Genomic DNA, 25,818 nt, shown 5'->3' with positions numbered 1-25,818 from the left:
GCGGCGCACACGGACGCCGCCGACACGACCTGGCGGGGCCCGTGTGCGCCCGGCGTGGCACTCCCCGGGCGGGGCGCCCCCGCCCGGGAGGGCCCCACCCGCGCCGTGCGGCGCCCCCACCGGACTCCGCTTCCGATCCGGCCCGAGCCGTACCACAGGCCCTGGCTAGGGTGAGGGAATGACGATCATCGAGGTGCCCGAGGGGTGGCCCGCGGACGAGCGGGAGGCGCGGGCGGTCCAGGACGCGCTGCGGGCGCGGGTCTCCCTGGACGAGGCGGGGCCGCGGCCCGGCGTCGGCGCGGTGACCGGGGTGGACGTCGCCTACGACGACGACCGGGGCCTCGTCGCCGCGGCGGCGGTCGTGCTGGACGCGGAGACCCTGGCCGTCGTCGAGGAGGCCACCGCCGTGGGCCGGGTCGCGTTCCCCTATGTCCCCGGGCTGCTGGCGTTCCGGGAGCTTCCCGCCGTCCTCGCCGCGCTGGGGGCCCTGCGGTCCGCGCCGGGGCTCGTGGTCTGCGACGGCTACGGCCTGGCGCACCCGCGCCGGTTCGGACTCGCCGCCCACCTCGGTGTCCTGACCGGGCTGCCCGCGATCGGGGTCGCGAAGAACCCGTTCGTCCACGCCCACGGCGAACTCGGCCCGCGCAGGGGCGACACGGCCCCCCTGCGCGCCGACGACGGCACGGAGCTGGGCCGGGCGCTCCGCACCCAGCAGGGCGTCAAACCGGTGTACGTCTCGGTCGGGCACCGGGTCTCGCTCGACAACGCCTGCGCGCACACCCTCCGCCTCGCCCCCCGCTACCGGCTCCCCGAGACCACCCGGCTGGCCGACCGCCGCTGCCGGGACGCCCTCACGGCGGCCCTGACCCGCCCGGCCGACCCCGGCTCCGCGGACCCGGTCCGGGGGGTTGTCTGACGGCCGGTGCCGGACTCGTGCACTCCGGTGGCGTGGCTCTCTTCGGCCCGGTGGCCGGGGCGGTGCCTCTTTCCCGGGTGGGCGGTGCTCTCGGCCGGGCCTCATGTCCTGATCGGGGCCGGGTGGGCGGTGCCGGTCTGTGCCGTGGCACTCGGCCCGTGCTTCTCCGGGGGAGAGCCCTGGGGCAGGGGTGCCCTCCCGCGCGGGCGGGAGACGCGCCCCCCGGTCGGATCTGGTGCCCTGATCCGGGCCGGTCCGTCGGGCGGTGCCCGGTCCGTGCCGTGCCGCCCGGGCCGTGCCCGCTGGGGACCCCACGGTGCCGCGAGCGCGGAGGCGCACGCACCCGGCGCCGTGCCGCGCCGCCCACCGGCGGCCCCGCCCGCCGTCCGCGTCGGGTCGCGGGCCGGGGTCGCGGCCCGAGCGGTGCTTCCCGGCTCAGAAGGTCAGCGCTGTGCCGCGAGGCGGAAGCGGATTCCCGCCTTCTGGAGCCGGTCCAGCAGCGCGTCCCCCATCGCCGCCGCCGGGGTGACCTGCCCCGAGGAGGGCGGGAGTTCGTCGAAGGCCAGACAGAGCGCCGCCTCGGCGAAGATCTTCGCGGTCTCGTCGTAGCCGGGGTCGCCGCCGCTCACCTCCGTGTACACCGTCCGGCCGCCGCCCTCGCCGACGAACCGCACCGAGAACCAGCTCTTCGCCCGGCGCCCCGCGTCGGGCCCCTCGCCCGGTCCCAGCCGGCGCTGGAGCCAGCGCCGGGCGGCGGGCACCTGGGCCAGGCCCACCAGCGCGCAGACGGCGATCACCCCGCCCACCGCCATGGGCAGGGTCTTGACCGCCGCGTAGTGGCGGTAGCGGAAGTCGGGGCCGTACCGGGGCAGCGCCCGTGCCGAGCGGGTGACGATCTGCCTGTCCAGCAGCGGCAGCGGCAGCGCCCACGCGTGGTTCTCGGCGCTGTAGCGCGGTCCGCCGAGCGGGGAGTGCGCCCGGCGGCCGACCACCCGGGGCTCGTGCAGCCGCCGCTGACGCGCGGCCCGGAGCGACTGCCTGCCCCGGCTCATCGCGTTGAGGGCGGACGCGAACGTCCCGCCCGAGAAGGTCCCGTTGCCGCGCACGAACCCGTCCACCCTCAGCGGCACGCCCTCCGGGAGCTGCCGCACCGTGAAGTACACCCCCAGATCGCCGGGGACCGAGTCGAAGCCGCACGCGTGCACCAGCCGGGCGCCGGTCTCGCGGGCCCGCGCCTCGTGGTGGACGTACATCAGATCCACGAACTCGTTCTCACCGGTCAGGTCGAGATAGTCGGTCCCCGCCCCGGCGCACGCGGCGACCAGCGGCTCCCCGTACCAGAGATAGGGGCCCACCGTCGTCGCCACCACCCGGGCGGACTCGGCGAGCCCGCGCAGCGCCTGCGGGTCGTCCGCGCGTGCCTCGATCAACGGGAGGTCCGCACAGGACGGATGATCGGCGGTCAGCTCCTCCCGCAGCCGTTCCAGCTTGGCGCGGCTGCGGCCCGCGAGGGCCCAGCGGCAGCCGTCCGGCGCGCTCCGGGCCAAGTACCGCGCGGTCAGCACACCCACGAACCCCGTCGCCCCGAAGAGCACGATGTCATAGGGGCGCTCACCGCGACCGCTCCCGTCCTGACTGCTCACTGGTCCTCCGCCATCGGTACCGCCCGCATGCCGTCTGAGTGCCGCCCGGTGCCGTCCGGTGTCGCCCGAACGCCGTCCGAACGCCGTCTGAACACCGCCTGAGTCGTCCGTACCCGTGCCGTACCCGTGCTGTACCCGTGTCCGTACCCGTCCGGGCCGACGTCCGCACCCGACCGCCCGCCGTGCGCCGACGCGCATGGTGCCGGGGGTCCGCGAGGTGCGCGGCGGACGCCTCCGGCCCGCCGGACCGGCTCCGCCACGGCTCCGGAACCATACCGTCCCGCCCTGGAGGGAGGGTGAATCCAGGCCATCGCCCGGCTCCGGAACCTTGTACCCGGGTATGCGCGTTCTTACCATCGCTGGTGTTACATCGGTTGTGTCATGTCCAAGCTGGGGGTTCGATGGCCACGATCTCGACGACTGCGGCGAAGAGGCGGCGGCGATGACGGCGGCAGCAGCGGGATCGAACGGCCCGCTCACCGGGGTGCGGGTGGTCGAGCTGGCGGGCATAGGACCGGGCCCGTTCGCCGCCATGCTCCTCGCCGACCTCGGCGCCGACGTGGTCCGGGTGGACCGCCCCGGCGGCGCCGGCTTCGCCATCGACCCCGCGTTCGACCTCACGAACCGCAACAAACGCTCGGTGCTGATCGATCTGAAGGCCGAGGACGGCCCCGGTCAGGTGCTGGAGCTGGTCGAGCGCGCCGACATCCTGATCGAGGGCTACCGCCCCGGCGTCGCCGAACGGCTCGGCGTGGGCCCCGAGGCCGCTCTCGCGCGCAACCCCCGTCTGGTGTACGGCAGGATCACCGGCTGGGGCCAGGAGGGCCCGCTCGCCGACCGGGCGGGGCACGACATCGGGTACATCGCCGTCACCGGCACCCTCGGGATGATCGGCCGCCCCGACGAGGCGCCCACCGTCCCCGTCAACCTCGTCGGGGACTACGCGGGCGGCTCGCTCTACCTGGTCACCGGGGTGCTCGCGGCCCTGCACCACGTCCGCTCCGGCGGCGGCGCGGGGCAGGTCGTCGACGCGGCCATCGTCGACGGCGCGGCCCATCTGGCCACGATGATCCACGGCATGCGGGCCGCCGGTGGCTGGCGGGACCGGCGCGGCTCCAATCTGCTCGACGGCGGCAGCCCCTTCTACGGCTGCTACGAGACCTCCGACGGCGGCCATATGGCGGTCGGGGCGCTGGAGCAGCGGTTCTACGACGAGTTCGTCCGGGTCCTCGGCATCGCCGGAACCGTCCCCGCCCGCCAGGAGATCGAGCGCTGGGACGAGCTGCGCACCGCCGTCGCCGACGCGTTCCGCACCCGTACCCGCGCGGAGTGGACCGCCCTGTTCGAGGGCACGGACGCGTGTGTCGCCCCCGTCCTGTCGATGGCGGAGGCGCCCCGCCATCCGCATCTCGCCGCCCGGGGCACCTTCGTCGACCCCGGCGGGATCAGCCAGCCCGCCCCCGCGCCCCGGTTCTCCGGCACCCCGTGCGCCGTGCGCACACCCCCCGCGCTCCCGGGGGCCGACGCCGCCGCCGTGGCCCGGGACTGGGGGCTCCCGGCCCCTGCCGCGGGCCCCGCGCCCGATGCCCCACCCGTCGCCGCTCCCCGTTCCGCGAAAGGCCGCTGACGTGACCACCGAAGCCTATGTGTACGAGGCGATCCGCACCCCGCGCGGGCGCGGCAAGGCCAACGGCTCCCTGCACGGCACCAAGCCGATCGACCTCGTCGTCGGGCTGATCCACGAGCTGACCGCCCGGCACCCCGGGCTCGACCCGGCGGCCATCGACGACATCGTGCTCGGTGTCGTGGGCCCGGTGGGCGACCAGGGCTCCGACATCGCCCGGATCGCGGCCGTCGCCGCCGGGCTGCCCGACACCGTCGCCGGGGTGCAGGAGAACCGCTTCTGTGCCTCCGGTCTCGAAGCCGTCAACATGGCCGCGATGAAGGTCCGTTCCGGCTGGGAGGAGCTGGTGCTCGCGGGCGGGGTCGAGTCGATGTCCCGGGTGCCGATGGCGTCCGACGGCGGCGCCTGGTTCGCGGACCCCATGACCAACCACACCGTGGGCTTCGTCCCGCAGGGAATCGGCGCCGACCTCATCGCCACCCTGGAGGGCCTCGGCCGCCGCGACGTCGACGAGTACGCCGCCCTGTCGCAGGAGCGGGCCGCCGCGGCCTGGCGGGACGGCCGGTTCGCGCGCTCCGTCGTCCCCGTCCGCGACCGCAGCGGGCTGACGGTCCTCGACCACGACGAGCATCTGCGCCCGGGGACCACCGCCGACACGCTCGCCGCGCTCAAGCCCTCCTTCGCCTCCATCGGCGACCTGGGCGGCTTTGACGCGGTGGCGCTCCAGAAGTACCACTGGGTGGAGCGGATCGACCATGTGCACCACGCGGGCAACTCCTCCGGCATCGTCGACGGCGCCGCCCTCGTCGCCATCGGCTCACGGCGGATCGGCGAGCGGTACGGGCTGACGCCGCGCGCCCGGATCGTCTCCGCCGCTGTCTCCGGCTCCGAGCCGACGATCATGCTCACGGGTCCCGCGCCCGCGACCCGCAAGGCGCTCGCCAAGGCGGGGCTGACCATCGACGACATCGACCTGGTGGAGATCAACGAGGCGTTCGCGGCGGTGGTGCTGCGCTTCGCCCGGGAGCTGGGCGTCCCCCTGGACCGGATCAACGTCAACGGCGGGGCGATCGCGATGGGGCATCCGCTGGGGGCCACCGGCGCGATGATCCTCGGCACCCTCGTCGACGAGTTGGAGCGGCAGGACAAGCGGTACGGCCTCGTCACGCTCTGCGTCGGCGGCGGCATGGGCATCGCGACCGTGGTCGAGCGTCTGTAGCCGCTCCGCCCGGCCCGCCCGCCGCCGTCCGCCGCCTCCCCGCCGTCCGCCGCCCCCGCCTCTCCCACCGAACCCCGGAGACCGCGCCATGAGCCAGACCACCACGACCGACACCCCCATCCGCTGGGAACGGGACGACAGCGGAGTCGTCACCCTCGTCCTGGACGACCCCCACCGCAGCGCCAACACCCTCCACCAGGGCTTCATCGAGGCGCTGGCGGGCGTCGCCGAGCGGGCCGAGGCCGAGCGGGAGACCATCCGGGGCATCGTCGTCACCTCCGCCAAGAAGACCTTCCTCGCCGGGGGCGACCTCACCGAGCTGATCCGGCTCACCCCCGCCGACGCGCGGCGCGCCTTCGACGGCTCCATGGCGGTCAAGCACGCGCTGCGCCGGATCGAGACCCTGGGCGTGCCCGTCGTCGCCGCGATCAACGGCTCCGCGCTGGGCGGCGGATACGAGCTGGCCCTCGCCTGCCACCACCGGATCGCGCTGGACGCCCCCGGCTCCCGCGTCGGACTGCCCGAGGTCACCCTCGGAGTGCTGCCAGGCGGCGGCGGGATCACCCGGACGGTCCGGCTGCTCGGCATCACCGACGCCCTGCTGAAGGTGCTGCTCCAGGGCACCCAGTACACCCCGCGCCGGGCCCTGGAGAACGGCCTGGTGCACGAGGTGGTCGCGACCCCCGGGGAGCTGATGGAGCGGGCGCGCGCCTTCATCGACGCCCACCCCGGGTCCCGGCAGCCCTGGGACGTCCCGGGGCACCGGATTCCGGGCGGGACCCCCGCCAGCCCCCGGTTCGCCGCCGACCTGCCCGCGTTCCCCGCGAACCTGAAGAAGCAGACCGGCGGCGCGCCCTTCCCCGCGCCGCGCGACATCCTGGCCGCCGCCGTGGAGGGCGCGCAGGTCGACTTCGAGACCGCGCAGGTGATCGAGGCCCGCTACTTCACCGGACTGGTCACCGGACAGACCGCCAAGAACATGATCCAGGCGCTGTTCTTCGACCTCCAGACGGTCAACTCCGGCGCGAGCCGCCCCCCGGGCACCGAGCCCCGGCCCGTGCGCAGGGTCGCGGTGCTCGGTGCCGGGATGATGGGCGCGGGGATCGCCTACGCCTGCGCACGGGCCGGGATCGACGTCGTCCTCAAGGACGTCTCGGCCGAGGCGGCGGCGGCCGGGAAGGCGTACTCCGAGCGGCTGCTCGCCAAGGCGCTGGCCCGGGGGCGCACCACGCAGGAGAGGCGGGACGCCCTGCTGGCGCGGATCGTCCCCACCGCCGACCCGGCCGATCTCGCGGGCTGCGACGCCGTGATCGAGGCCGTCTTCGAGGACACCGCCCTCAAGCACCGGGTCCTCCAGGAGGTCCAGGAGGTCGTCGCGCCCGACGCCCTGCTCTGCTCCAACACCTCCACGCTGCCCATCACCCTGCTCGCCGAGGGCGTCGAGCGGCCCGCGGACTTCGTGGGGCTGCACTTCTTCTCGCCCGTCGACAAGATGCCGCTGGTCGAGATCGTCAAGGGGGAGCGCACCGGGGACCCCGCGCTGGCCCGCGCGTTCGACCTGGTGCGGCAGCTCAACAAGACCCCGATCGTGGTGAACGACTCACGCGGGTTCTTCACCTCGCGGGTCATCGGGCGGTTCCTCAACGAGGGCGTGGCCATGGTCGGCGAGGGCGTCCTGCCCGCCTCCGTCGAACAGGCCGCCGCCCAGGCCGGATACCCGGCGAAGGTGCTCTCCCTGATGGACGAGCTGACGCTGACGCTGGCCCGCCGCATCCGGAACGAGACCCGTACGGCGGTCGAGGAGTCCGGCGGGACCTGGACGGAGCACCCCGCGGACGCGGTCGTCGACCGGATGGTGGACGAGTTCGGCCGTACCGGACGCTCCGGCGGGGCCGGTTTCTACGAGTACGGCGAGGACGGCACCCGGCTGGGCCTCTGGCCGGGGCTGACGGAGCACTTCGGCCGCCGGGACACCACGGTGGCGGACGGTCCACAGGGCTCGAACGGCCCGGACGGTCCGGACGGGGGCGTTCCGTTCGAGGACGTGCGCGAGCGGATGCTGTTCGCGGAGGCGCTGGACGCCGTCCGCTGTCTGGAGGAGAACGTCCTGACCTCGGTCGCCGACGCCAATATCGGCTCGATCATGGGCATCGGCTTCCCCGCGTGGACCGGCGGGGTGCTCCAGTACATCAACGGGTACCCGGGAGGACCGGCCGGTTTCGCCGCCCGGGCCCGGGAGCTGGCCGAGCGGTACGGGGAGCGGTTCGCGCCGCCCGCCCTGCTGCTGGAGAAGGCGGAACGGGGGGAGGGCTTCGGCGACGGCCCCCTCGCGGTCTGACCCGGCGCGACCCGGTGGCCCTCCCGGTGCCCCGTCAGATACCGGGCGGCGCCGGACGGCCCGGCCCCTCCGGCCCCGCGTCCCCGCCCCGCTCCCGGGCCCGCCCCGGCCGTCGGTCCGGCAGCCGCTCCGTCCCGGAAGGCGGCCCGGTCGGCCCGTCCGGCCCGTCCGGCTCCGGGAGTCCGTCCGGGCCGGGGGGTGCCCCGGGTCCGCCGGCGTCCGGCGGGGAGTCGAACGCCACCCGCAGTTCCTCCTTCAGCGACCGCTGGAAGGCGGCGACCAGGGCCTGGACCACCATCGGCTGCACGGGGGCCGGGTGCGACCGCACGGCGGCCGTCTGCTCCGGGCGGGGGGTCCCCATCTCCTCCCGGAGGAGCCGGGCCAGCTCCTGGGCCGCCGCCCGGGTGTGCCGCACCAGCACCGCCCGGGCGGCGAGGATCGTCTCGTACCCGACGGGCACGTCCAGCAACTGGACCCCCAGCCGCAGCAGCCCCGGATCGACGCGATAGCCCTCCGGGCCGCCGCGGTGCCGTTGCAGGGCCCCCATCGCCGCCAGCCGGTCGATGTCGCCGTCGCTCAGCTCCCGGCCCGCCCGGCCCGCCAGACCGGCGCGGTCGGTCTCCTCGTCCGCGCCCGGGGACCAGGACGCCACCAGGGCGCGGTGCAGGGCGAGATCCTGGGCGCCGAGCCCCGCGGGCAGCCGTTCCAGATGCCGTTCGATGGCCGCGAGCGTCATGCCCTGGTGCTGGAGTTCCCCGATGAGCGCCAGCCGGGAGAGGTGCTCCTGCCCGTAGTGCCCGACCCGGCGCGGACCGATCTGCGGCGGCGGCAGCAGCCCCCGGGTGCCGTAGAAGCGGATGGTGCGTACCGTCACTCCGGCCCGCGCGGCCAGCTCGTCCACGGTGAGCGTCGGTTCCCGGTTTCCGGTCGCCATCGCTGCGCCTCGCTTTCCCCGGCGGGTCACTGATCCCCTGTGCGGTGCAACAGTATTGCTGTCGCACCGTCACTGTGAAAGCCGCGCGGGGCCGGTCGCCGCCGGGTCCTGCCGGGAGCCGGGGGTGCCCGGCGGCGGGCGGCCCCCGTCCGTTCGGCCCGGACGGGGGCCGCCCCCGGCGAGCCGCCGGGAGGTGCCGTCGCTCAGTACACCGTGACCCCGTACACGGCCAGCGGCTCGCTCACCGGCTGGTGGATCGCCGTGCCCCGGGTGCCGGTGCAGCCCGCGCTGCCCGAGTGGATGCCCAGCGCCGTCGTCCCGCTGAAGTGGGCCCCGCCGCTGTCGCCGCCCGCGGAGCAGATCGTCGTCCGGACCATGCCGTAGACCGGGCCGTCGCTGTAGTTCACGGTCACGTTCACGGCGGTCACCTGACCGCTGGTCAGCCGGGTCGTGGACCCGCTCTTCTGGAGGGACTGGCCCACGACCGCGTCGGCCGCCGACGCGACGTCCTCGAAGGAGCCGTCCCAGCGGTTGACCGTCCCGGGCGGCTGTCCCGTGGTGGTGTAGCGCACCAGGCCGAAGTCGTCGCCCGGGAAGCTGGAGCCCTCCGTGGCCCCGATCGCCGCCCCGCCGCTCCGGTCCGACCAGGTGGCCGCCGCCTCGGTGCAGTGTCCCGCCGTCAGGAAGTAGTACGCCCCGCCCCGTGACACGTTGAAGGCGGCCGAGCAGCGGTAGCCGCCGCCGTGGACGGCGTCGCCGCCCGCGACCTCGCGGGTGAAGACCCCGGGGACCCGTTCGATCCGCACCGCGCCCCGCAGGCCCGCGGCCACCCGGGCGAGCCGGGCCAGCGAGGCGGCGGGGACCGAGGAGTCGGCCTGGACCGCGATCTGGTTGGTGGAGGGGTCGAGCCCCCACGAGGTACCGGTGATCTTCGCCTGGGACTCCAGGGCGGTCACGGCGGCCCGCAGCTCGGCCGGGCCGCGCCGCACGATCTCCGCGCGGGCGCCCTGGGCCTCCACCTCGGCCGCGGCCTCCGCGGAGGTGACGGTGACGACCAGCTCCCCGGAGCGCGGGTCGAGATAGGCGCCCGCCGTGTCGTCGCCGAGGGTCCGCTCCAGCCGGTCGCTGAGCCGGTACTGATCGGGGGAGGCGGCGACCCCCTGCTCCGGCACCGGGACCGGGGACGGGTCGGGGGCGGCCCCGGCCGTACCGGTGCCGAGTCCGAGCGCGGGCAGGGTGAGCAGGACGGTGAGACAGATACGCGCGCGGAGCGAGCGTCTCATGGGGCTTCTCCTTCGCTGTGTCCGTGAGGGGCTGCCGGGAAGCGGTGGGCCGGTGGACCGGCCGTGACCAATGTGGCATGCCCCTGTCAGGCAGACAAGAGGGGTGCGGAGTCATCGGTTCCGTGCCGCGTCCCGGCGGAAACCCGCCGCCGTCCGGGGCTCTTGGGTGCGCCATGCAGCACTCTGCCCCTCTATCGGGTGATACGGGAGGGGAGTTCCGGTCCGGGGCGGGGAGGCGGACTAGGTTCCCCGGCATGACGCGATCGCACCCGGTTCCCCCGAACTGCTCCCTGTGCCCCGATCGTCCGCCGCTGTGGAAGGACACGACGACCGCGGCCCTGCACCGTCCGGAGCGCTGGCTGTGGTACTGCGCCGGGTGCCGACGGCGGTGGGAGCCCACCGGAGCCGACCGGCAGGGCTTCACCTGGGGTGTCACCGGACCGGAGCGGCTCCCGCGGGAGCACTGCGCACGATGACGGCCGTCCGGCCCGGGTTGGCTGGCCGGTGCAACCATCCCACCAGCCGGGATGGCCGACGGCCCGCCGTCCGGTGCCCGTCCGCGGGCACCGGTGCCCACCGTCGGGGTGCACCTGTCACCACGCGTGGATTGTCCTCTGTTGCGGACCGGACCCGGGGGGTACCGTCCCGCCATGCCGATATCCGCGCGGGGCACCCGTCTCCCGTACAGATCGCTCGTAGTGGCGGCTTTAGCCGCCCTGATGACCGTGACCCTCTCCCCGGCCGGGGCGTTCGGCGCTCCCGATGCCCGGGGGCCAGGCGAGAGCACCCCCGTCCACTCCTACGAGGACGCGATACGGGAGTCCGTCTGGGTGGACACCGGGCTCGACGGCGACGGCAACGGCCGTACCGACCGGGTCGCCGTCGACATCATCCGCCCCCGCGAAGCCGCGCGGCAGGGCCGCTCCATTCCCGTGATCATGGACCCCAGCCCCTACTACTCCTGCTGTGGACGGGGGAACGAAAGACAGCGCAAGACCTACGACGCGGACGGCAGGCCCGCCCAGTTCCCGCTCTACTACGACAATTACTTCGTCCCCCGCGGCTACGGCTACATCGCCGTCGATCTGACCGGAACCAGCCGCTCGGACGGCTGTATCGACGTCGGCGGCGCCTCGGACGTCCAGTCCGCCAAGGCCGTGGTCGACTGGCTCAACGGCCGCGCCGACGGCTACACCAGCCGTACCGGGACCGTCCGCGCCTCCGCCGCCTGGAGCAACGGCGAGACCGGGATGATCGGCAAGAGCTACGACGGGACCGTTGCCAACGCCGTCGCCGCCACCGGGGTGGAGGGCCTGAAGACCATCGTCTCCATCGGCGCCATCTCCACCTGGTACGACTACTACTTCGCCAAGGGCGCCCCGCTCTACGGCACCGGACCCGACTGGCTCTCCTACCACGTCAACAGCCCTGCCGCCCGGCAGCGCTGCCAGGGGGTGCAGCAGCGGCTGATCGACGGGGCCCCGCGCACCGGCGATCTGACCCCGCTCTGGGCCGAACGGGACTACGTCCCCGACGCCGCCAAGGTGACCGCCAGCGTCTTCGCCGTCCACGGCACCCAGGACCTCAACGTCCGGGCCAAACACCTCGGCCAGTGGTGGGACGCGCTCGCGGCCCACGGGGTGGAGCGCAAGCTCTGGCTCTCGCAGACCGGCCATGTCGACCCGTTCGACTTCCGCCGGGCCCACTGGGTCAGCACGCTCCACCGCTGGTTCGACCACTACCTGATGGGCCATGACAACGGTATCGACGACGAACCCATGGCCGATGTCGAGCACGCCCCCGACCGGTGGACCACCGACTCCTCCTGGCCCCCGCGCGGCACCGCGCCCGTCGAACTCCGCCCGGGGAACGGCGCCCGGCCCGGCGCGGGCACGCTCTCCACGATCCCGGCGCTGCCCGGCGCGAGTGAGACCTTCACCGACGACCCGGCCCTGAGCGAGGCCGACTGGGCCGGCCGCATCCACCGGCCCACCGGCGCCCAGGCCGGGTTCATCAGCCGTCCCCTCACCCGCGACCTGCGGATCTCGGGGTCCGGAACGGTACGGGTCACCGCGACGCCCAGCACCTCCAGCGCCCATCTGTCGGCGGTCCTGGTGGACCTCGGACCCGACACCATCCGGGACTACGCCGACGTCGGCGAAGGGATCACCACCCTGAGCCGGCGCACCTGCTGGGGGCCGAGCGGCTCCGGTGACAGCTCCTGCTACAAGGAGACCCGGGCCCGGACCAAGGCCGTCGACTACACCGTCTTCAGCCGGGGCTGGGCCGACCTCGGCAACCACGCGTCCGACGCCGAGGGCAGGGCCCTGACCCCCGGCCGGGCCTACACCATCACCCTCGATCTGCACGCCGCCGACCAGGTGATCCCCGCCGGGCACCGGCTCGCGCTGATCATCGCGGGTACCGACCGGGGGCTGATCGACCCGCCCGCGAGCACCCCGACGCTCACCCTCGACCTGAGCCGCACCTCGGCCCGGCTGCCGGTCGTCGGCGGGCTGCCCGCCCTGCTCGGGGCCACCGCCGGAGCCGGTGTGCCGGTCGCCGCGGACGCCGCCGCCCGGCCGCTGCGCGGTGTCGACGGCCCGCGTGCCGCCCGTCCGCTCCCCGGGGGCGACGGCCCCCGGAGGGGCGGCGGGCGCTGAGCCGAGGGGCCCGGGCCGCTCGCCGCCCGGGCCCCCGGTGGACCCCACCCTCCGTGGCCCGGTCCCGCCCCCGCGGCGGGGCCGGGCCGCGCGCACGGCACGACCACGCCCACCGTTCCCCCCACGGAAGAGGACCGATGACCCCCTGGCCGCGCACGCTCCTGCTCACCGCCCTGGCCGCGGCGCTCGCCGTACCGCTGCTCACCGTCCCGGCCACGGCCACCGCCGAAGGACCGCCCCCGCCCCGTACCGGATTCGAACGCAGCGACGGCGCGCGCTGGACCGGACAGGACGAGGAGCAGGAGTTCCTCGCCGCCGTCGGCCGGGCCGCCGGGGACCGGGTCCGCGTCGGCCGGATCGGGACCACCGCGCAGGGGCGCCCGCTCCGGCTCGTGGCGCTCGGCGACCGGCGGGCCCCCACCACGGTGCTGCTGGTCTGCTCCCAGCACGGGGACGAGCCCGCCGGGCGGGAAGCCTGTCTGACCACCATCAGGGATCTCGCGCTCGCCCGGGACCGGCAGACCCGCGCCCGGCTCGCCCGTACCCGGCTGCTCGTCGTCCCCACCGCCAACCCCGACGGCCGGGCCGCCGACACCCGGCGCAACTCCCACGGCGTCGACGTCAACCGCGACCACCTCGCCCTGGAGAGCGCGGAAGGGCGGGCGCTGGCCGCCGCCGTCCGCGACCACGCCCCCGACGTCGTCTACGACCTGCACGAGTACGGCGCCACCCCGCCGTACTACCACCGTGAACTCATCGATCTGTGGCCGCGCAACCTCAACACCGACGCCCGGGTCCACCAGGAGTCCCGGACCCTGTCCGAACGGTACGTCCGCCCGGCGGCCGGACGGGCGGGGTACACCACCGGCACCTACGGCATCTGGACCGACCCCGTCACCGGGGAGCCGATCCGGCAGACCGCGGGCGACGGCCAGGAGCGCATCCTGCGCAACGCCACGGGCGTCAAGAACGCGATCGGGCTGCTCATCGAGAGCCGGGTGGACGCCCTCACCGACGCGGAGCGCGCCGACGAGGCCCTGAACAACCGCCGCAGGGTGCACAGCCAACTCGCCGCGCTCAAGGGCCTGATGTCCTTCGCCGACGAACGGCGCGGCCCGATCGGGCGGGCGACCGCCGGGGCCCGGCTCGCGGGCTTCGCCGACCGCGGCCCCGTCTATCTCGGCGGCGCCGACAACGCCCCCGCCGAGCCCGGACAGATCCTGGCCGACCCGCCCTGCGGCTACCGTCTCGACGCCGCGCAGTTCACCGGTGTGCGCGACGAACTCGCCCTGCACGGTGTGGTGGCGCTGCCCGACGGCGCGGGCGGCGCGCTGGTGCCGCTGCGGCAGTCCCGGCGGAAGCTGATCCCGCTGCTGCTGGACTCCCGGGCGGGTCATCACCTCACAAAGGGAACGCCCCTCACCGCCTGTTGACCGTGCGCGGTGCCCGTCCTGTGGTAGGGGGTAGCGGGGGACCAAATGGTTCTTCCGCGGACATCTCGCGCACATGGCGCGCAGACCCTGAAAGGTGCCACGGTGGCGGACGGAAAACGACCGGATCGGCGGGCCGGAGACGGGCGGGGCGAGGGAGACGGAGGGAGCGGAGGAGACCGAAGAAGTGGGAGGGACGGAGGAGGCGGAGGGAGCGGGCGGCAGGGGACGGGCGGGGCCGGAGGCGACGCGGACGGCGGGGAGGGACGGGACGGCGGCCGGGCCCACCGGCCGGCGACCACCGGGCTCCCCGGCCACCCCCACGAGGCCGGGAGCCCCGTCACGGACCGGGTGGTCTTCGGCGTCACCGCCGTGCTCACCCTCGCCTTCGTCGTCTGGGGCGCCGTCGCCACCGAGACCCTGGAGAACCTCGCGGGCTCCCTGCTCTCGGCACTGATCCACAACGGCGGCTGGGCCTTCGTCCTGTGCGCCTCCGGCTTCGTGGTCTTCGCCCTCTGGCTGGCCATCAGCCGCTATGGCCGGATTCCGCTCGGCGGCGAGGGGGAGGAGCCGGACTTCCGCACTGTCTCCTGGGTGGCGATGATGTTCAGCGCGGGCATGGGCATCGGGCTGATGTTCTACGGGGTGAGCGAACCGCTGGCCCACTACATCGACCCGCCGCCCGGCACCGAGCCGAAGGACTCGGCGGATGCCATGCAGATCGCCATGGCCACCACGCTCTTCCACTGGACCCTGCACCCCTGGGCCATCTACGCCGTCGTCGGGCTCGCCATCGCCTACAGCACCTTCCGCCGCAGACGCCGCCAGACCATCAGCGCCGTCTTCGAACCGCTGCTGGGGGAGCGGCACTCCCGGGGCGGGGTGGGGCGGTTCATCGACATCCTCGCCATCTTCGCCACCCTCTTCGGCTCGGCCGCCTCCCTGGGCCTCGGCGCCCTCCAGATCAGCAGCGGCTTCCACGAGCTGAACTGGCTGGAGAGGACCGGGACCGGGCTGCTCGTCGCCATCATCGCCGTGCTCACGGTCGCGTTCGTCCTCTCCGCCGTCTCCGGTGTCGAGAAGGGCATCCAGTGGCTGTCCAACACCAATATGGTGCTGGCGCTGCTGCTGGCGCTGTTCGTCTTCGTCGCGGGCCCCACCATCCTGGTGCTCGATCTGCTGCCGACCTCCATCGCCGCCTACTTCGGCGAACTGCCGCAGCTCGCCGGGCGCACCGAGGCCACCGGGGGCGAGGGCGTCGCCGAGTGGCTCGGCAACTGGACCGTCTTCTACTGGGCCTGGTGGATCTCCTGGACCCCGTTCGTCGGCATGTTCATCGCCCGGATCAGCCGGGGGCGGACGATCCGTCAGTTCGTGGGCGGGGTCATCCTGGTGCCGAGCACCGTCAGCCTGGTCTGGTTCTCGGTCTTCGGAGGTACGGCGATGAAGCTCCAGGAGGGCGGGAGGCTCGGCGACGAGGCCACCCCGGAGGGGCAGCTCTTCGCCGTGCTCCAGCAGTTCCCCGGGGCCACGGTCATGAGCATCCTGGTGATGGTGCTGGTCGGGATCTTCTTCGTCTCCGGCGCCGACGCCGCCTCGGTGGTCATGGGCACGCTCTCGCAGAAGGGCACCTTCGAACCGGCCCGGCTGGTCGTGGTCTTCTGGGGCGTCGTCACCGGCGGAGTCGCCGCGATCATGCTGCTGGTCGGCGAGGGCGGGGGCGACGCGCTCGCCGGCTTGCAGAATCTGACCATCCTGGTCGCCGCGCCGTTCGTGGTCGTGATGGTGGGCATGTGCGTGGCCCTGATGCGCGATCTGCGGCACGACCCGCTGATCGTCCGGAGCGAGATGGGCGTGGAGGTCATCGAGTCCGCGGTGATCGCGGGGCATGAGCAGTACGACGGGGACTTCGAGATCCGGATCGGGCCCGGCACCGGACCGGAGGACGGCCGCGACCCGGTGGGCCCCCGCTGAAAGGCCCTCCGCCCGGCCCCGGGTGCCCGCCGTGTCCGAGCGGCGGGCACACAGGCCGGTACAGGCCGGGCACAGGCCGGACCCGGCCCCGGACCGCGGGCACGGGCGGGCCCAGCCGGGCTCAGGCCGCGGGCACCAGCGCCGCCGCCGCCCGCGCACAGCCCCAGGCGACCGTCACCCCCGCACCGCCGTGACCGTAGTTGTGCACCAGCAGCCCCCCGCCCGGCAGCGGCTCCGCCCCGATCCGCACCCCCGCCGGGCGGAGCGGGCGCAGCCCCACCCGGTGGCCCAGCACCCGGGCCTTCGCCACCCCGGGGAAGAAGCGGGCGCAGCGCGCCACGATCGCCGCCGCCGTCGCCGGGTCGGGCTCCAGCCGCCGGTCGCCGTCCTCCACCGTCCCGCCCAGGACCAGCCGCCCCGGCTGCGGCAGCAGATAGGTACTGAGGGACGCGGCCTCCTCGGCCTCGTCCTCCAGACAGAACCACTCGGTGACGCCGGGGTTCTCCACCAGCACCAACTGGCCCCGCAGCGGGCGCACCCCCGGATCGGGCACCAGCTCCCGGGCGGCCAGCCCCGTGCAGTTCACCACCGTGGCCGCCGTCGCGGCGGCCTCCGTCAGCGAGCCGACGGCCCGGGACTCGACCGCGCCGCCCGCCGCTTCGAGCCGCCGCCGCAGCCACCCCAGATGGGCGGGCATGTCGATCAGCGGCAGCCGCGCCCGCGCCCCCCGCGGGTGGGCGCCGCGCAGCTCCCCGGACCGTGCCGTCCGCACCCCGCCGACCTGCCGCGCCCACGCCCCCAGGGAGTCGGGGGACTGGCCCGCCAGGACCCCCGGGACCATCCGCACCCCGGTGGTCCCCGGGTCGGCCGCGCACTCCTCGTACACCGCGAACGACTCCACCGACCACCGCGCGACCTGCTCCCCGGGCTCGATCCGGTACGGCAGCCACAACCCGCCCGCCACCGCGGACGTCGTCAGCTCCGCGGGCTCCCGGGTCCGCACCCGCACCCGGTGGCCCTGTTCGGCCAGGACGACGGCGGTCGTCAGCCCGCTGACGCCGCCCCCCACCACGATCACCTCACCGGTCATACCGAGACCGTAGCGAACGCCGCGCCGCGCGTTCGGAACAGGTGGCCGACGGGGATACTCGGCATATGTCTGCCGAATACGCGAGCTTCGGACTGGCACCGGCGGTGCGGACCGGGGGATTCCCGCCGGACGGCACCCCGGCCGCGCCCGCGGACCCGGGCCCGCCGGGCCCGCCGGACCGGCTGGACTTCGTCGTCGACGGCCTGCCCCTGCTCGTCCGGCTCAGCGCGGGGGACGCCGTCTCCCCGCTCGCCGCCGACCTGCCCCCGGCGATCCCCCGGGCCGAGATCGCGCGCCTGCTGCCCGGGACCCCCGCCCTCCTCGGCGGCGGACGGCGGGTGATCTACGCCTGCTCCGACTGCGCCTCCCTGGGCTGCGGCGCGGTCACCGCCGTCGTCGAACGCGCCGACTCCGCCGTGATCTGGCGGGACTTCGCCTGGCAGACCGACGAGCCGGTGGATCTGGAACGGGAGGGGTACGCGCAGGTGGGACCGTTCCGCTTCCGGCCGGAGGAGTACCGCGCCACACTGACGGAACTGCTGGCCGACCCGGCCGGGGACGGCGCGGGACTCCCGCGGGTCCTGCTGATCGGGGAGCGCGCCCGGCACCTCACCCGGCTCGCCGCCGCGCTGCGGCCCCAGGGCGTACGGGCCGACACCGCCCGGGACGCGGCGGACGCCGGGCGGATTCCCGCCGCCGGGCTGCGCTCCTACGGGGCCGTGGTCCTCGGCCCCACGGCCGCCCCCGGGGAGCGCGCCGCCGTCCGGGACCTCCTCGCGGCGGCGGGCGCCGGGGCCGTGTGCGTCGACGGGCTCGCCCCGGTCGTCCCGCTGCTGCTCGCGCAGATCGAGGAGGCGCTGGACCGGCGGCCGTGCGCGGTGCGGCGGCTGGGCGGGCTGACGGCCGGGCCCGGCGGGGCGGGCGTGGACGTGGCCTCTGCCTGCCGGGTGCGGCTGACCGCCTATCGGCCGGACCGCGTCCACCGCACCCGGGGCCGGACCCTCTTCGACGGCACCCTGCCGCCCGGGCACCACCGGATCCCGCTGGACCCCGGCACCGTCCGCGCCCGCGACCGGGCCTTCCTGGTGGCCCGGACCCTCGGCCAGGTCCTGGTGACCCCGGCGGCGGCCCCCTGACCCCACGGGCTGTCAGGGGCCGCCGGACACCGGGGGACCGCTCAGGTCAGACCCGCCCGGCGCAGGGCGTCGGCCATGGCGCTGTTCGCCGGGGGCGGGGCCTGCCGCCCCTCGCCCCGGCGCTGCTGCGGACGTCCGCCGCGCTCCTTCTGCGGACGCTGCTGCTGCCGCTCGCCCCGGCGCTGCTGCGCACGTTCACCACCGCCACCACCGGCGGCGGCCTCGTCGTCCAGCCGGAGCGTCAGCGAGATCCGCTTCCGCGGGACATCGACGTCGAGCACCTTCACCTTCACGACGTCCCCCGGCTTCACCACGTCCCGGGGGTCCTTCACAAAGGTCTTCGACATCGCGGACACATGCACCAGACCGTCCTGGTGCACCCCGATGTCCACGAACGCCCCGAACGCCGCCACATTGGTGACGACCCCCTCCAGCACCATCCCGGGCGCCAGGTCCCCGATCTTCTCCACGCCCTCCTTGAACGAGGCCGTGCGGAACGCGGGACGCGGGTCGCGCCCCGGCTTCTCCAGCTCCCGCAGGATGTCCGTCACCGTCGGCAGCCCGAAGGTCTCGTCCACGAACTCCTCGGGCCGCAGCGACCGCAGCGTCCCGGCGTTGCCGATCAGCGCCGCGACCTCGCCACCCGTCCGCTTCACCATCCGCCGCACCACCGGATACGCCTCCGGGTGCACGCTCGACGCGTCCAGCGGGTCGTCCCCGCCCCGGATGCGCAGAAAGCCCGCGCACTGCTCGTACGCCTTCGGACCCAGCCGGGACACGTCCTTGAGACCCCGCCGGGAGCGGAACGGGCCATGGGTGTCCCGATGGGTGACGATGTTCTCGGCCAGCCCGGCGCTGATGCCGGAGACCCGGGCCAGCAGCGGGGCCGACGCCGTGTTCACGTCCACCCCGACCCCGTTCACACAGTCCTCGACGACCGCGTCCAGCGAGCGCGACAGCTTCACCTCGGACAGGTCGTGCTGGTACTGCCCCACCCCGATCGACCTGGGGTCGATCTTCACCAGCTCGGCCAGCGGGTCCTGGAGCCTGCGCGCGATGGAGACCGCGCCGCGCAGCGAGACATCGAGCCCCGGCAGCTCCTGCGAGGCGAACGCGGACGCCGAGTACACCGAGGCGCCCGCCTCCGAGACTATCACCTTGGTGAGCTTCAGCTCCGGGTGGCGCGCGAGCAGTTCGGCCGCGAGCCGGTCGGTCTCCCGGGAGGCCGTGCCGTTGCCGATCGCGACCAGCTCGACGGAGTGCTCCCGGGCCAGCCGGGCGAGCGTCGCCAGCGACTCGTCCCACCGGTTCGCCGGGACGTGCGGATGGATGGTGTCGGTGGCCACCACCTTGCCGGTCGCGTCCACGACGGCGACCTTCACCCCGGTACGGAAACCGGGGTCGAGCCCCAGCGTGGCCCGGGTCCCGGCGGGCGCGGCGAGCAGCAGGTCCCGCAGGTTCGCCGCGAAGACCCGGACCGCCTCGTCCTCCGCCGCCGTCCGCAGCCGCAGCCGCAGATCGATGCCGAGGTGGACCAGGACGCGGGTGCGCCAGGCCCAGCGGACGGTGTCCCGGAGCCAGGCGTCGCCGGGGCGCCCCCGGTCGGCGACGCCGAAGCGGTGGGCCACGGCGGCCTCGTAGCCGGACGGTGCCCCCTCGGCCGCCCGTTCCGCCGCGGGCTCCGGGTCCAGGACCAGATCGAGGACGTCCTCCTTCTCGCCCCGCAGCAGCGCGAGCACCCGGTGCGAGGGCAGCTCCGTGAACGGCTCGGCGAAGTCGAAGTAGTCGGCGAACTTGGCGCCCGCCTCCTCCTTGCCCTCACGCACCTTCGCCGCGAGGCGGCCCCGGGTCCACATCCGCTCCCGCAGTTCGCCGATGAGGTCGGCGTCCTCGGAGAACCGCTCGGCCAGAATGGCCCGTGCGCCCTCCAGCGCGGCGGCCGGGTCGGCGACCCCCCGGTCCGCGTCCACGAAGGCGGCGGCCGCCGCCGCCGGCTCCACCGAGGGGTCCCCGAGCAGCCCGTCCGCCAGCGGCTCCAGACCGGCCTCGCGCGCGATCTGCGCCTTGGTGCGGCGCTTGGGCTTGAAGGGGAGATAGATGTCCTCCAGCCGGGCCTTGGTGTCGGCGGCCCGGATACGGGCCTCCAGCTCCCCGTCCAGCTTCCCCTGCTCGCGCACCGACTCCAGGATCGTGGCGCGCCGGTCCTCCAGCTCCCGCAGATAGCGCAGCCGCTCCTCCAGCGTGCGCAACTGCGCGTCGTCGAGCATCTCGGTCGCCTCTTTGCGGTACCGGGCGATGAACGGCACGGTCGAACCGCCGTCGAGGAGTTCGACGGCGGCCCTGACCTGCCGCTCCCGTACCCCGAGCTCCTCGGCGATCCTGCCTTCGATGGACGTCGTCACGATTCCCCGACTCGCCTTCCCTGCTGGCTGTGCTGGAGAGTGCATTGTGCCGGGTGGACCCGGCGCGTGTCGCGTCCGCCCCGGTGTGCCGGGATGTCGCCCGCCGCGCGCCGCGCCCGGGCCGGGCCGGGCGCGGCTGTCCCGGACGCCGTCGCGCGGACGGCGGGACCGGCCCGTTCCGCGCCCGCGCGCCCGTCCCCGGCGGTATGGCGCGAAGAGTGGGTTCCCCGTCATTGCCGCCATCCCGGTCCCCCCGGAAGGATGGCCCGCATGAACGAGCGATCCGTGCTTGTCGTGCTGTTCGACGATGTCCAGAGCCTCGATGTGACCGGCCCCGTCGAGGTGTTCACCGGAGCGGGGCGCGCTGTGGGCGACCCCGGCGCGTACCCCGTGCGCACCGCCACCCTCGACGGCGGCCCGGTCCGCACCACCAGCGGTCTCACCCTCGTACCGGACGGGCCGCTCGGCGCCGCGCCCCGTCCGCACACCCTCCTGGTCCCCGGCGGCGAGGGCACCCGGACCGCCGACCCGGCGCTGATCGACTGGCTGCGTACGCACGGCCCGCGCGCCGAACGCCTGGTCGCCGTCTGCACGGGTTCCCTGCTGCTCGCCGCCGCCGGGCTGCTCGACGGCCACCGGGCCACCACCCACTGGGCCGCCTGCGAACTCCTCGCCCGCGCCCATCCCGAGGTCGCGGTCGACCCCGATCCGATCTTCATACGGGATGGCAGGGTCGCCACCTCCGCCGGGGTGACCGCGGGCATCGACCTCGCGCTCGCGCTGGTCGAGGAGGACCACGGGCGCGACGCCGCCCTCGCCGTCGCCCGCCACCTGGTGGTCTTTCTGCGGCGCCCGGGAAACCAGGCCCAGTTCAGCGCCCAGCTCGCCGCGCAGACCGCGCGCCGCGAGCCGCTGCGGGAGGTCCAGCGCTGGATCGCCGAGCACCCCGCGGCCGATCTGTCCGTACCGGCGCTGGCCGCCCGCGCCGCGCTGTCGCCCCGGCACTTCACGCGCGCCTTCCGGGCGGAGACCGGGGTGACCCCCGGGCGGTACGCCGAACGCGTCCGCCTGGAACACGCCCGGCGGCTCCTGGAGGACACCGGCGGCGGTGTGGAGGAGATCTCCCGCGCCTGCGGCTACGGCACGCCCGAGGCGATGCGCCGCGCCTTCGTGAAGACCCTGGGCACCCCGCCCGCCGAGTACCGCCGCCGCTTCCGCCCGCCCGCGGGCGGGTACTAGCCCGTGCCGCCGGCGCCCTCCCCGCCCCGGACGCGCAGGCGTCCTGCCGCCCTCTCCTCCGCGCCGCCCCCGGCGGAGCGAAGGGGCGGCCCGGTGTGTCCGTCGCCGCCGGTCGCGGATGAAGCCGTGGTGGTCCGGCGGCCTCCTTCGCCGCGGGACCCGCTCCTCCGCGAGGGAGTGCCGGGCCCCGCCGTCCGGATCGTCCGGCGCCCCGGTGCGCGGTGGCCGCCTCTGCGGCAGGGGCCTGCCCCGGGCGCGGCGGAACGAGGGGGCGGCTCCCGCCACCGTGACGGCACTCCCCGGCGGGGCGCGGGCCCGGCGGTGCCCGGACGGTCACACGTCCCGCCGCCCCCGGCGGAAGGGGTTCGTCACGGCCGGTCGCCGATGGAGCGGCGGCGGCCCGGCCGGAAGGCCCCCGCCGGGAACACTCCTGCCCGGAGCGCCCGCGTCGGTGTCCGCCACCCCGTCATCGGCTTCCGCGCCCCGCCGGAACGTGACCCGTGCCAGCGGCGGAAGCGGGCGCTCCGGAGTCCGGCCGCCCGCAGCACCGGTGAGGCGGTCCGCCGGGCCCGCCCCAGCGCGTTCAGCGCCCCCGCGAGCCGTGGCCGCCCCCGGGCCCGGCGGCCCGGCCGGTACCTCCGCCACCGCTGGTGCGTCCGCACACGCCGTGCCCCGGTGCCCGCGCTCCGGGGGACGCTCTTCCGGCTTGGGCTTCGGGGCGACCGCGCTCCGGGCGGACCCCGCCGGCGACGGCACTCCCCGGCGGGGCGCGGCGGTCCGCCGGGGGCTCGGCCGCGACCCGCCGCGCGGCCCTCACACTCCGCTCTGTCCAGGTTGGGCCGGACCATCCGGCTCCCCGGCCCGGACAGAACGGGGCCGGGCCCCTGTGCCCGGCCGTCCCGTTGAACTCGTTGATCCCGTCGAAAGGACATGTCATGCAGATTGCCGTTCTGCTCTACGACCGCTTCACCACGCTCGACGCCATCGGCCCCTACGAACTCCTCGGCCGCGCCCCCGGCGTCGAGACCGTCTTCGTCGCCCGGCGGCCCGGTCCGGTCCGGGGCGATCAGGGATCGGTCGCGCTCGTCGCCGACGCGGCCCTCGCCGAGGTGACCGCGCCCGACATCGTGCTGGTGCCCGGTGGGCCCGGTTCGCGGGAGGTCATGCGGGACGAGGAGATCCTCGACTGGGTGCGGACCGCCGACGCCGCCACCACCTGGACCACGTCCGTCTGCACCGGCTCGCACATCCTCGCCGCCGCCGGGCTGCTGGCGGGCCGCCGGGCGACCTCGTACTGGCCCACCCTGGACGAACTGGTGCCGTTCGGGGCCGAACCGACCGGTGAGCGGGTCGTCTTCGACGGGAAGTACGTCACCGCGGCCGGGGTGTCCTCCGGCATCGACATGGCCCTGCATCTGCTGGCCCGGATCGGTGGCGACGAACTGGCCCAGCAGATGCAGCTCCTGACGGAGTACGACCCGCAGCCTCCCTATGACGCCGGTTCGCCCGACCGGGCCCCGGCCGCGGTCGTCGCCCGGGTGCGGGCCGGATGGGCGGAGACGGACCGGACCGGGAGCTGAGGGACGGGGGGCGCGGGTCCGGCGGGGGAGCCGGGCCCGCGTCCCCCGGGGCCGACGCCCGGCGGCGGCTCAGTCGCCGGGCCCGGTCCAGGTGAAGCGGGGCGTCCGGCGCTCCAGGAAGGCCGCGACCCCCTCGGCGGTGTCACCGCCGGGCTCCGCCTGCTCCCGCGCCTGACGCTCCCAGTACGCGGCCCGCCCCGGCGGTACGTCCCCCGCCACGAACTCCTTGGCCGCCGTCTGCGTCAGCAGGGAACGCCGGGTGAGGACGGCCGTGAACGCGGCGACCCGCCCGGCCAGCCCGCCGGGCGGCAGCACCTCGTCCACCAGACCGGTGCGCAGCGCCCGCGCGGTGTCGACCGGCTCCCCCGAGAACAGCAGATACTTCGCGGTCGACGGTCCCGTGAGCGCGACCAGCCGCCGGACGGCGGAGGGCGGGTAGACCACACCGAGCCGGGCCGGGGGCACCGCGAAGAGCGCCCCCTCCTCGGCGAACCGCAGATCGCAGGCCGCCGCGAGCTGGCAGCCGCCGCCCGCGCAGTGGCCGCGCACCGCCGCGAGCGTCGGCCGGGGGAACGCGGCCAGCGCCTCCTCGGCGAGCACGGCCAGCTCCCGCGGGGAGGGGCCGGGCTCCCGCAGCGAGGCGATGTCCGCGCCCGCGCAGAAGGTCTCCCCGTCGCCGGTCAGCACCAGCACCCGCACCGCGGGGTCGGCGGCGAGCGCGTCCAGCAGCTCCGGCAGCGCCCGCCACATCGCCGCGGTCATCGCGTTCCGTTTGGCCGGGTTGCTGATCACGACGGTGGCGACCCCGTCCGTGACGGTGTGCGTCAGCCGCGGCGGCCCCGCCCCGTCCGCCGCCCCGCCCGGCCGGCCCCGCCCGGTGTCCCGCTCCGCCGCGTGCTCCCCGCTCCGCTCCATGCGCCGGATGCTATCCGGCGCCGGCGGATCTACGATCAAGGATGGGGCGGATACGAGGGGGGTGCGGCGAGGAGGAAGCGATGGCCGGTACCAGTACGGAGCCCCGGAAGCTGAAGCGCAGCTTCGGCCTGCTGGCCACCCTCGGAGTGATCCTGGTGATCGCCGGTGTCGTCGGCCTCGTCTACACCGGGTTCGCCACCCTGACCTCGATGCTGCTCTTCGGCTGGCTGCTGCTGATCGGCGGGCTGGTCGGCCTGGTGCACGCGATCGAGTCCCGGGGCAGCGACTACTTCTGGCTGGCGGTGGTGGTCGCCGCCCTGAACATCGCGGCCGGTGTGGTGGTGATCCTGCATCCCCGGGGGTCGGCCGAGGCCCTGACCCTCTTCGCCGCCCTGCTCTTCCTGACCGGTGGCCTGTTCCGGCTGGTGGGCAGTCTGGTGGTACGGGGACCGCAGTTCGGCTGGATGCTCTTCCAGGGCGCCGTGGGACTGCTGCTGGGCATCCTGGTGCTCGCGAACTGGCCCGAGAGCAGCCGTTATGTCCTTGGGCTCTTCTTCTCGCTGGCGCTGCTCTTCGACGGGCTCGGGCTGATCGCGATCGGGGTCGGCGGACGCCGGATCGTCGGCATGGTCGCCGAGGGCGAGCCACCCGGCCGGACCTACTGAGACACCCCGCGCGTCCGGTCCGGACGCGTCCCCCGGGGCCGGGCCGGACCTCCGCCCCGGCCCCGGAAGCCGGGTGCCCCGGGGCCGGGGCAGACGGGGTCAGTGCCGCATACCCGGGCGAACGGCCGCAAGCGGATCAGGATGAGTCGCGCAAGCGCCTCTGTCATACGCACCCGGTCAGAAGCCGTCGATTGACGCTGACTTGCGTTCAGTCACCTGGCGCGGACCGACTCCCCGCCAACACTGGTGCTCCGATGGTCCGTGACGGTCGAGCAGAGAGTGGGTGCCGGATTCATGGAGAGCCGCGGGAGCGTACCCGTTCGGCCACTGTCCTACGACGGAGTCTGGCGCTTCACCGTCCCCACGATCGAGGTGTCGGTGCCCCGGGCCCGCGCCGCCGTCCGGGGAGTGCTGCGCGGGGAGGGCTTACCCCTCCAGGAGGACATCGAGGCGGGGGTGCTGCTGATCGTCTCCGAGCTGGTGACCAACGCCGTACGGCACGCGGCCGTGGTCTCGCCCGAGGCCACCGTCGAGGTCGCCGTACGGGGCGGCTGGATCCGGATCTCCGTCGAGGACCGCCACCCCTACCGCCCCCGGGCGGTGGAGACCGACGGCGGGCAGACCGGGGGCCGCGGTCTGCTGCTCGTCCGGGAGATCACGCTGGAGGCGGGCGGCCGGTGCGACGTGGAGCGCACCGCGAACGGCGGCAAGGCCGTCTGGGCCGAGCTGCCGCTCAAACTCGCCTGACCCCCGAAGGCCCCCGCCCC

At 75.2% G+C, this 25,818-nt stretch carries 18 protein-coding genes and 1 pseudogene; 13 read left to right on the top strand and 6 right to left on the bottom strand.

Going from position 1 to position 25,818, the window contains the following annotated elements; all coding sequences use genetic code 11:
* Positions 1-178 precede the first annotated feature (178 nt).
* On the top strand, positions 179-916 hold the full coding sequence (locus CRV15_RS02545; RefSeq protein WP_003962468.1) for an endonuclease V: 738 nt from the start codon (positions 179-181) through the stop codon (positions 914-916).
* A gap of 443 nt (positions 917-1,359) precedes the next feature.
* Here CRV15_RS02545 and CRV15_RS02540 read toward each other — a convergent pair whose 3' ends face one another.
* Positions 1,360-2,559: a saccharopine dehydrogenase family protein gene (locus CRV15_RS02540; protein ID WP_003962469.1), complete on the bottom strand. Its 1,200-nt coding sequence runs from the start codon at positions 2,557-2,559 to the stop codon at positions 1,360-1,362.
* A 442-nt stretch (positions 2,560-3,001) separates the two neighbouring features.
* On the opposite strand from CRV15_RS02540, the gene CRV15_RS02535 reads away from it, so the two are divergent.
* The 3 genes from CRV15_RS02535 (at position 3,002) to CRV15_RS02525 (ending at position 7,740) form a co-directional block, all read left to right on the top strand.
* Positions 3,002-4,186, top strand: a complete 1,185-nt coding sequence (locus CRV15_RS02535; RefSeq protein ID WP_003962470.1) for a CaiB/BaiF CoA transferase family protein — start codon at positions 3,002-3,004, stop codon at positions 4,184-4,186.
* A gap of 1 nt (position 4,187) precedes the next feature.
* Positions 4,188-5,402: an acetyl-CoA C-acetyltransferase gene (locus tag CRV15_RS02530; protein WP_009997986.1), complete on the top strand. Its 1,215-nt coding sequence runs from the start codon at positions 4,188-4,190 to the stop codon at positions 5,400-5,402.
* Positions 5,403-5,490: 88 nt separating this feature from the next.
* Positions 5,491-7,740, top strand: a complete 2,250-nt coding sequence (locus tag CRV15_RS02525) for a 3-hydroxyacyl-CoA dehydrogenase NAD-binding domain-containing protein (protein ID WP_003962472.1) — start codon at positions 5,491-5,493, stop codon at positions 7,738-7,740.
* A 232-nt stretch (positions 7,741-7,972) separates the two neighbouring features.
* Here CRV15_RS02525 and CRV15_RS02520 read toward each other — a convergent pair.
* A pseudogene (locus CRV15_RS02520) lies at positions 7,973-8,674 on the bottom strand (MerR family transcriptional regulator); the annotation flags it as partial.
* A 203-nt stretch (positions 8,675-8,877) separates the two neighbouring features.
* Positions 8,878-9,957, bottom strand: a complete 1,080-nt coding sequence (locus CRV15_RS02515; protein WP_003962474.1) for a S1 family peptidase — start codon at positions 9,955-9,957, stop codon at positions 8,878-8,880.
* Positions 9,958-10,211: 254 nt separating this feature from the next.
* Here CRV15_RS02515 and CRV15_RS02510 point away from each other — a divergent pair, with 254 nt between their 5' ends.
* From CRV15_RS02510 to CRV15_RS02495, 4 genes are all read left to right on the top strand, one after another.
* On the top strand, positions 10,212-10,433 hold the full coding sequence (locus CRV15_RS02510) for a hypothetical protein (RefSeq protein ID WP_106432004.1): 222 nt from the start codon (positions 10,212-10,214) through the stop codon (positions 10,431-10,433).
* A gap of 174 nt (positions 10,434-10,607) precedes the next feature.
* Positions 10,608-12,620 (top strand): Xaa-Pro dipeptidyl-peptidase, encoded by a 2,013-nt coding sequence (locus CRV15_RS02505; protein WP_003962475.1) that lies wholly within the window; start codon positions 10,608-10,610, stop codon positions 12,618-12,620.
* Between the two features lie 137 nt (positions 12,621-12,757).
* The gene (locus tag CRV15_RS02500; RefSeq protein WP_003962476.1) at positions 12,758-14,053 is read left to right on the top strand and encodes a M14 family metallopeptidase; all 1,296 of its coding nucleotides are present in this window, start codon (positions 12,758-12,760) and stop codon (positions 14,051-14,053) included.
* Positions 14,054-14,401: 348 nt separating this feature from the next.
* Positions 14,402-16,024 (top strand): BCCT family transporter, encoded by a 1,623-nt coding sequence (locus CRV15_RS02495; RefSeq protein ID WP_009997989.1) that lies wholly within the window; start codon positions 14,402-14,404, stop codon positions 16,022-16,024.
* 121 nt (positions 16,025-16,145) lie between these two features.
* Here CRV15_RS02495 and CRV15_RS02490 read toward each other — a convergent pair whose 3' ends face one another.
* Complete coding sequence (locus tag CRV15_RS02490) at positions 16,146-17,114, bottom strand: FAD-dependent oxidoreductase (protein WP_003962478.1); 969 nt, start codon at positions 17,112-17,114, stop codon at positions 16,146-16,148.
* Between the two features lie 65 nt (positions 17,115-17,179).
* Here CRV15_RS02490 and CRV15_RS02485 point away from each other — a divergent pair, with 65 nt between their 5' ends.
* Positions 17,180-18,250 carry a hypothetical protein gene (locus CRV15_RS02485; RefSeq protein WP_003962479.1) on the top strand — a complete coding sequence of 357 codons (1,071 nt, stop codon included), beginning with the start codon at positions 17,180-17,182 and terminating at the stop codon, positions 18,248-18,250.
* Positions 18,251-18,291: 41 nt separating this feature from the next.
* On the opposite strand, the gene CRV15_RS02480 is transcribed toward CRV15_RS02485, so the two are convergent.
* Positions 18,292-20,652 carry a Tex family protein gene (locus CRV15_RS02480; protein ID WP_009997991.1) on the bottom strand — a complete coding sequence of 787 codons (2,361 nt, stop codon included), beginning with the start codon at positions 20,650-20,652 and terminating at the stop codon, positions 18,292-18,294.
* A gap of 270 nt (positions 20,653-20,922) precedes the next feature.
* On the opposite strand from CRV15_RS02480, the gene CRV15_RS02475 reads away from it, so the two are divergent.
* Both CRV15_RS02475 and CRV15_RS02465 read left to right on the top strand, forming a co-directional pair.
* Entirely contained in the window at positions 20,923-21,891 is a 969-nt protein-coding gene (locus tag CRV15_RS02475) for a GlxA family transcriptional regulator (RefSeq protein ID WP_009997992.1), read from the top strand.
* Between the two features lie 935 nt (positions 21,892-22,826).
* Positions 22,827-23,471 (top strand): DJ-1/PfpI family protein, encoded by a 645-nt coding sequence (locus CRV15_RS02465; protein ID WP_009997993.1) that lies wholly within the window; start codon positions 22,827-22,829, stop codon positions 23,469-23,471.
* A gap of 69 nt (positions 23,472-23,540) precedes the next feature.
* On the opposite strand, the gene CRV15_RS02460 is transcribed toward CRV15_RS02465, so the two are convergent.
* Complete coding sequence (locus tag CRV15_RS02460) at positions 23,541-24,386, bottom strand: enoyl-CoA hydratase/isomerase family protein (protein WP_003962483.1); 846 nt, start codon at positions 24,384-24,386, stop codon at positions 23,541-23,543.
* Between the two features lie 80 nt (positions 24,387-24,466).
* On the opposite strand from CRV15_RS02460, the gene CRV15_RS02455 reads away from it, so the two are divergent.
* On the top strand, positions 24,467-25,051 hold the full coding sequence (locus CRV15_RS02455; RefSeq protein ID WP_009997994.1) for an HdeD family acid-resistance protein: 585 nt from the start codon (positions 24,467-24,469) through the stop codon (positions 25,049-25,051).
* A 294-nt stretch (positions 25,052-25,345) separates the two neighbouring features.
* Positions 25,346-25,798 carry an ATP-binding protein gene (locus CRV15_RS02450; RefSeq protein ID WP_003962484.1) on the top strand — a complete coding sequence of 151 codons (453 nt, stop codon included), beginning with the start codon at positions 25,346-25,348 and terminating at the stop codon, positions 25,796-25,798.
* Positions 25,799-25,818: the final 20 nt, after the last annotated feature.

Origin of the sequence: Streptomyces clavuligerus, from assembly GCF_005519465.1 — a bacterium.
Classification (GTDB): domain Bacteria; phylum Actinomycetota; class Actinomycetes; order Streptomycetales; family Streptomycetaceae; genus Streptomyces; species Streptomyces clavuligerus.
This window is presented reverse-complemented; position numbering and strand designations above follow the sequence as displayed.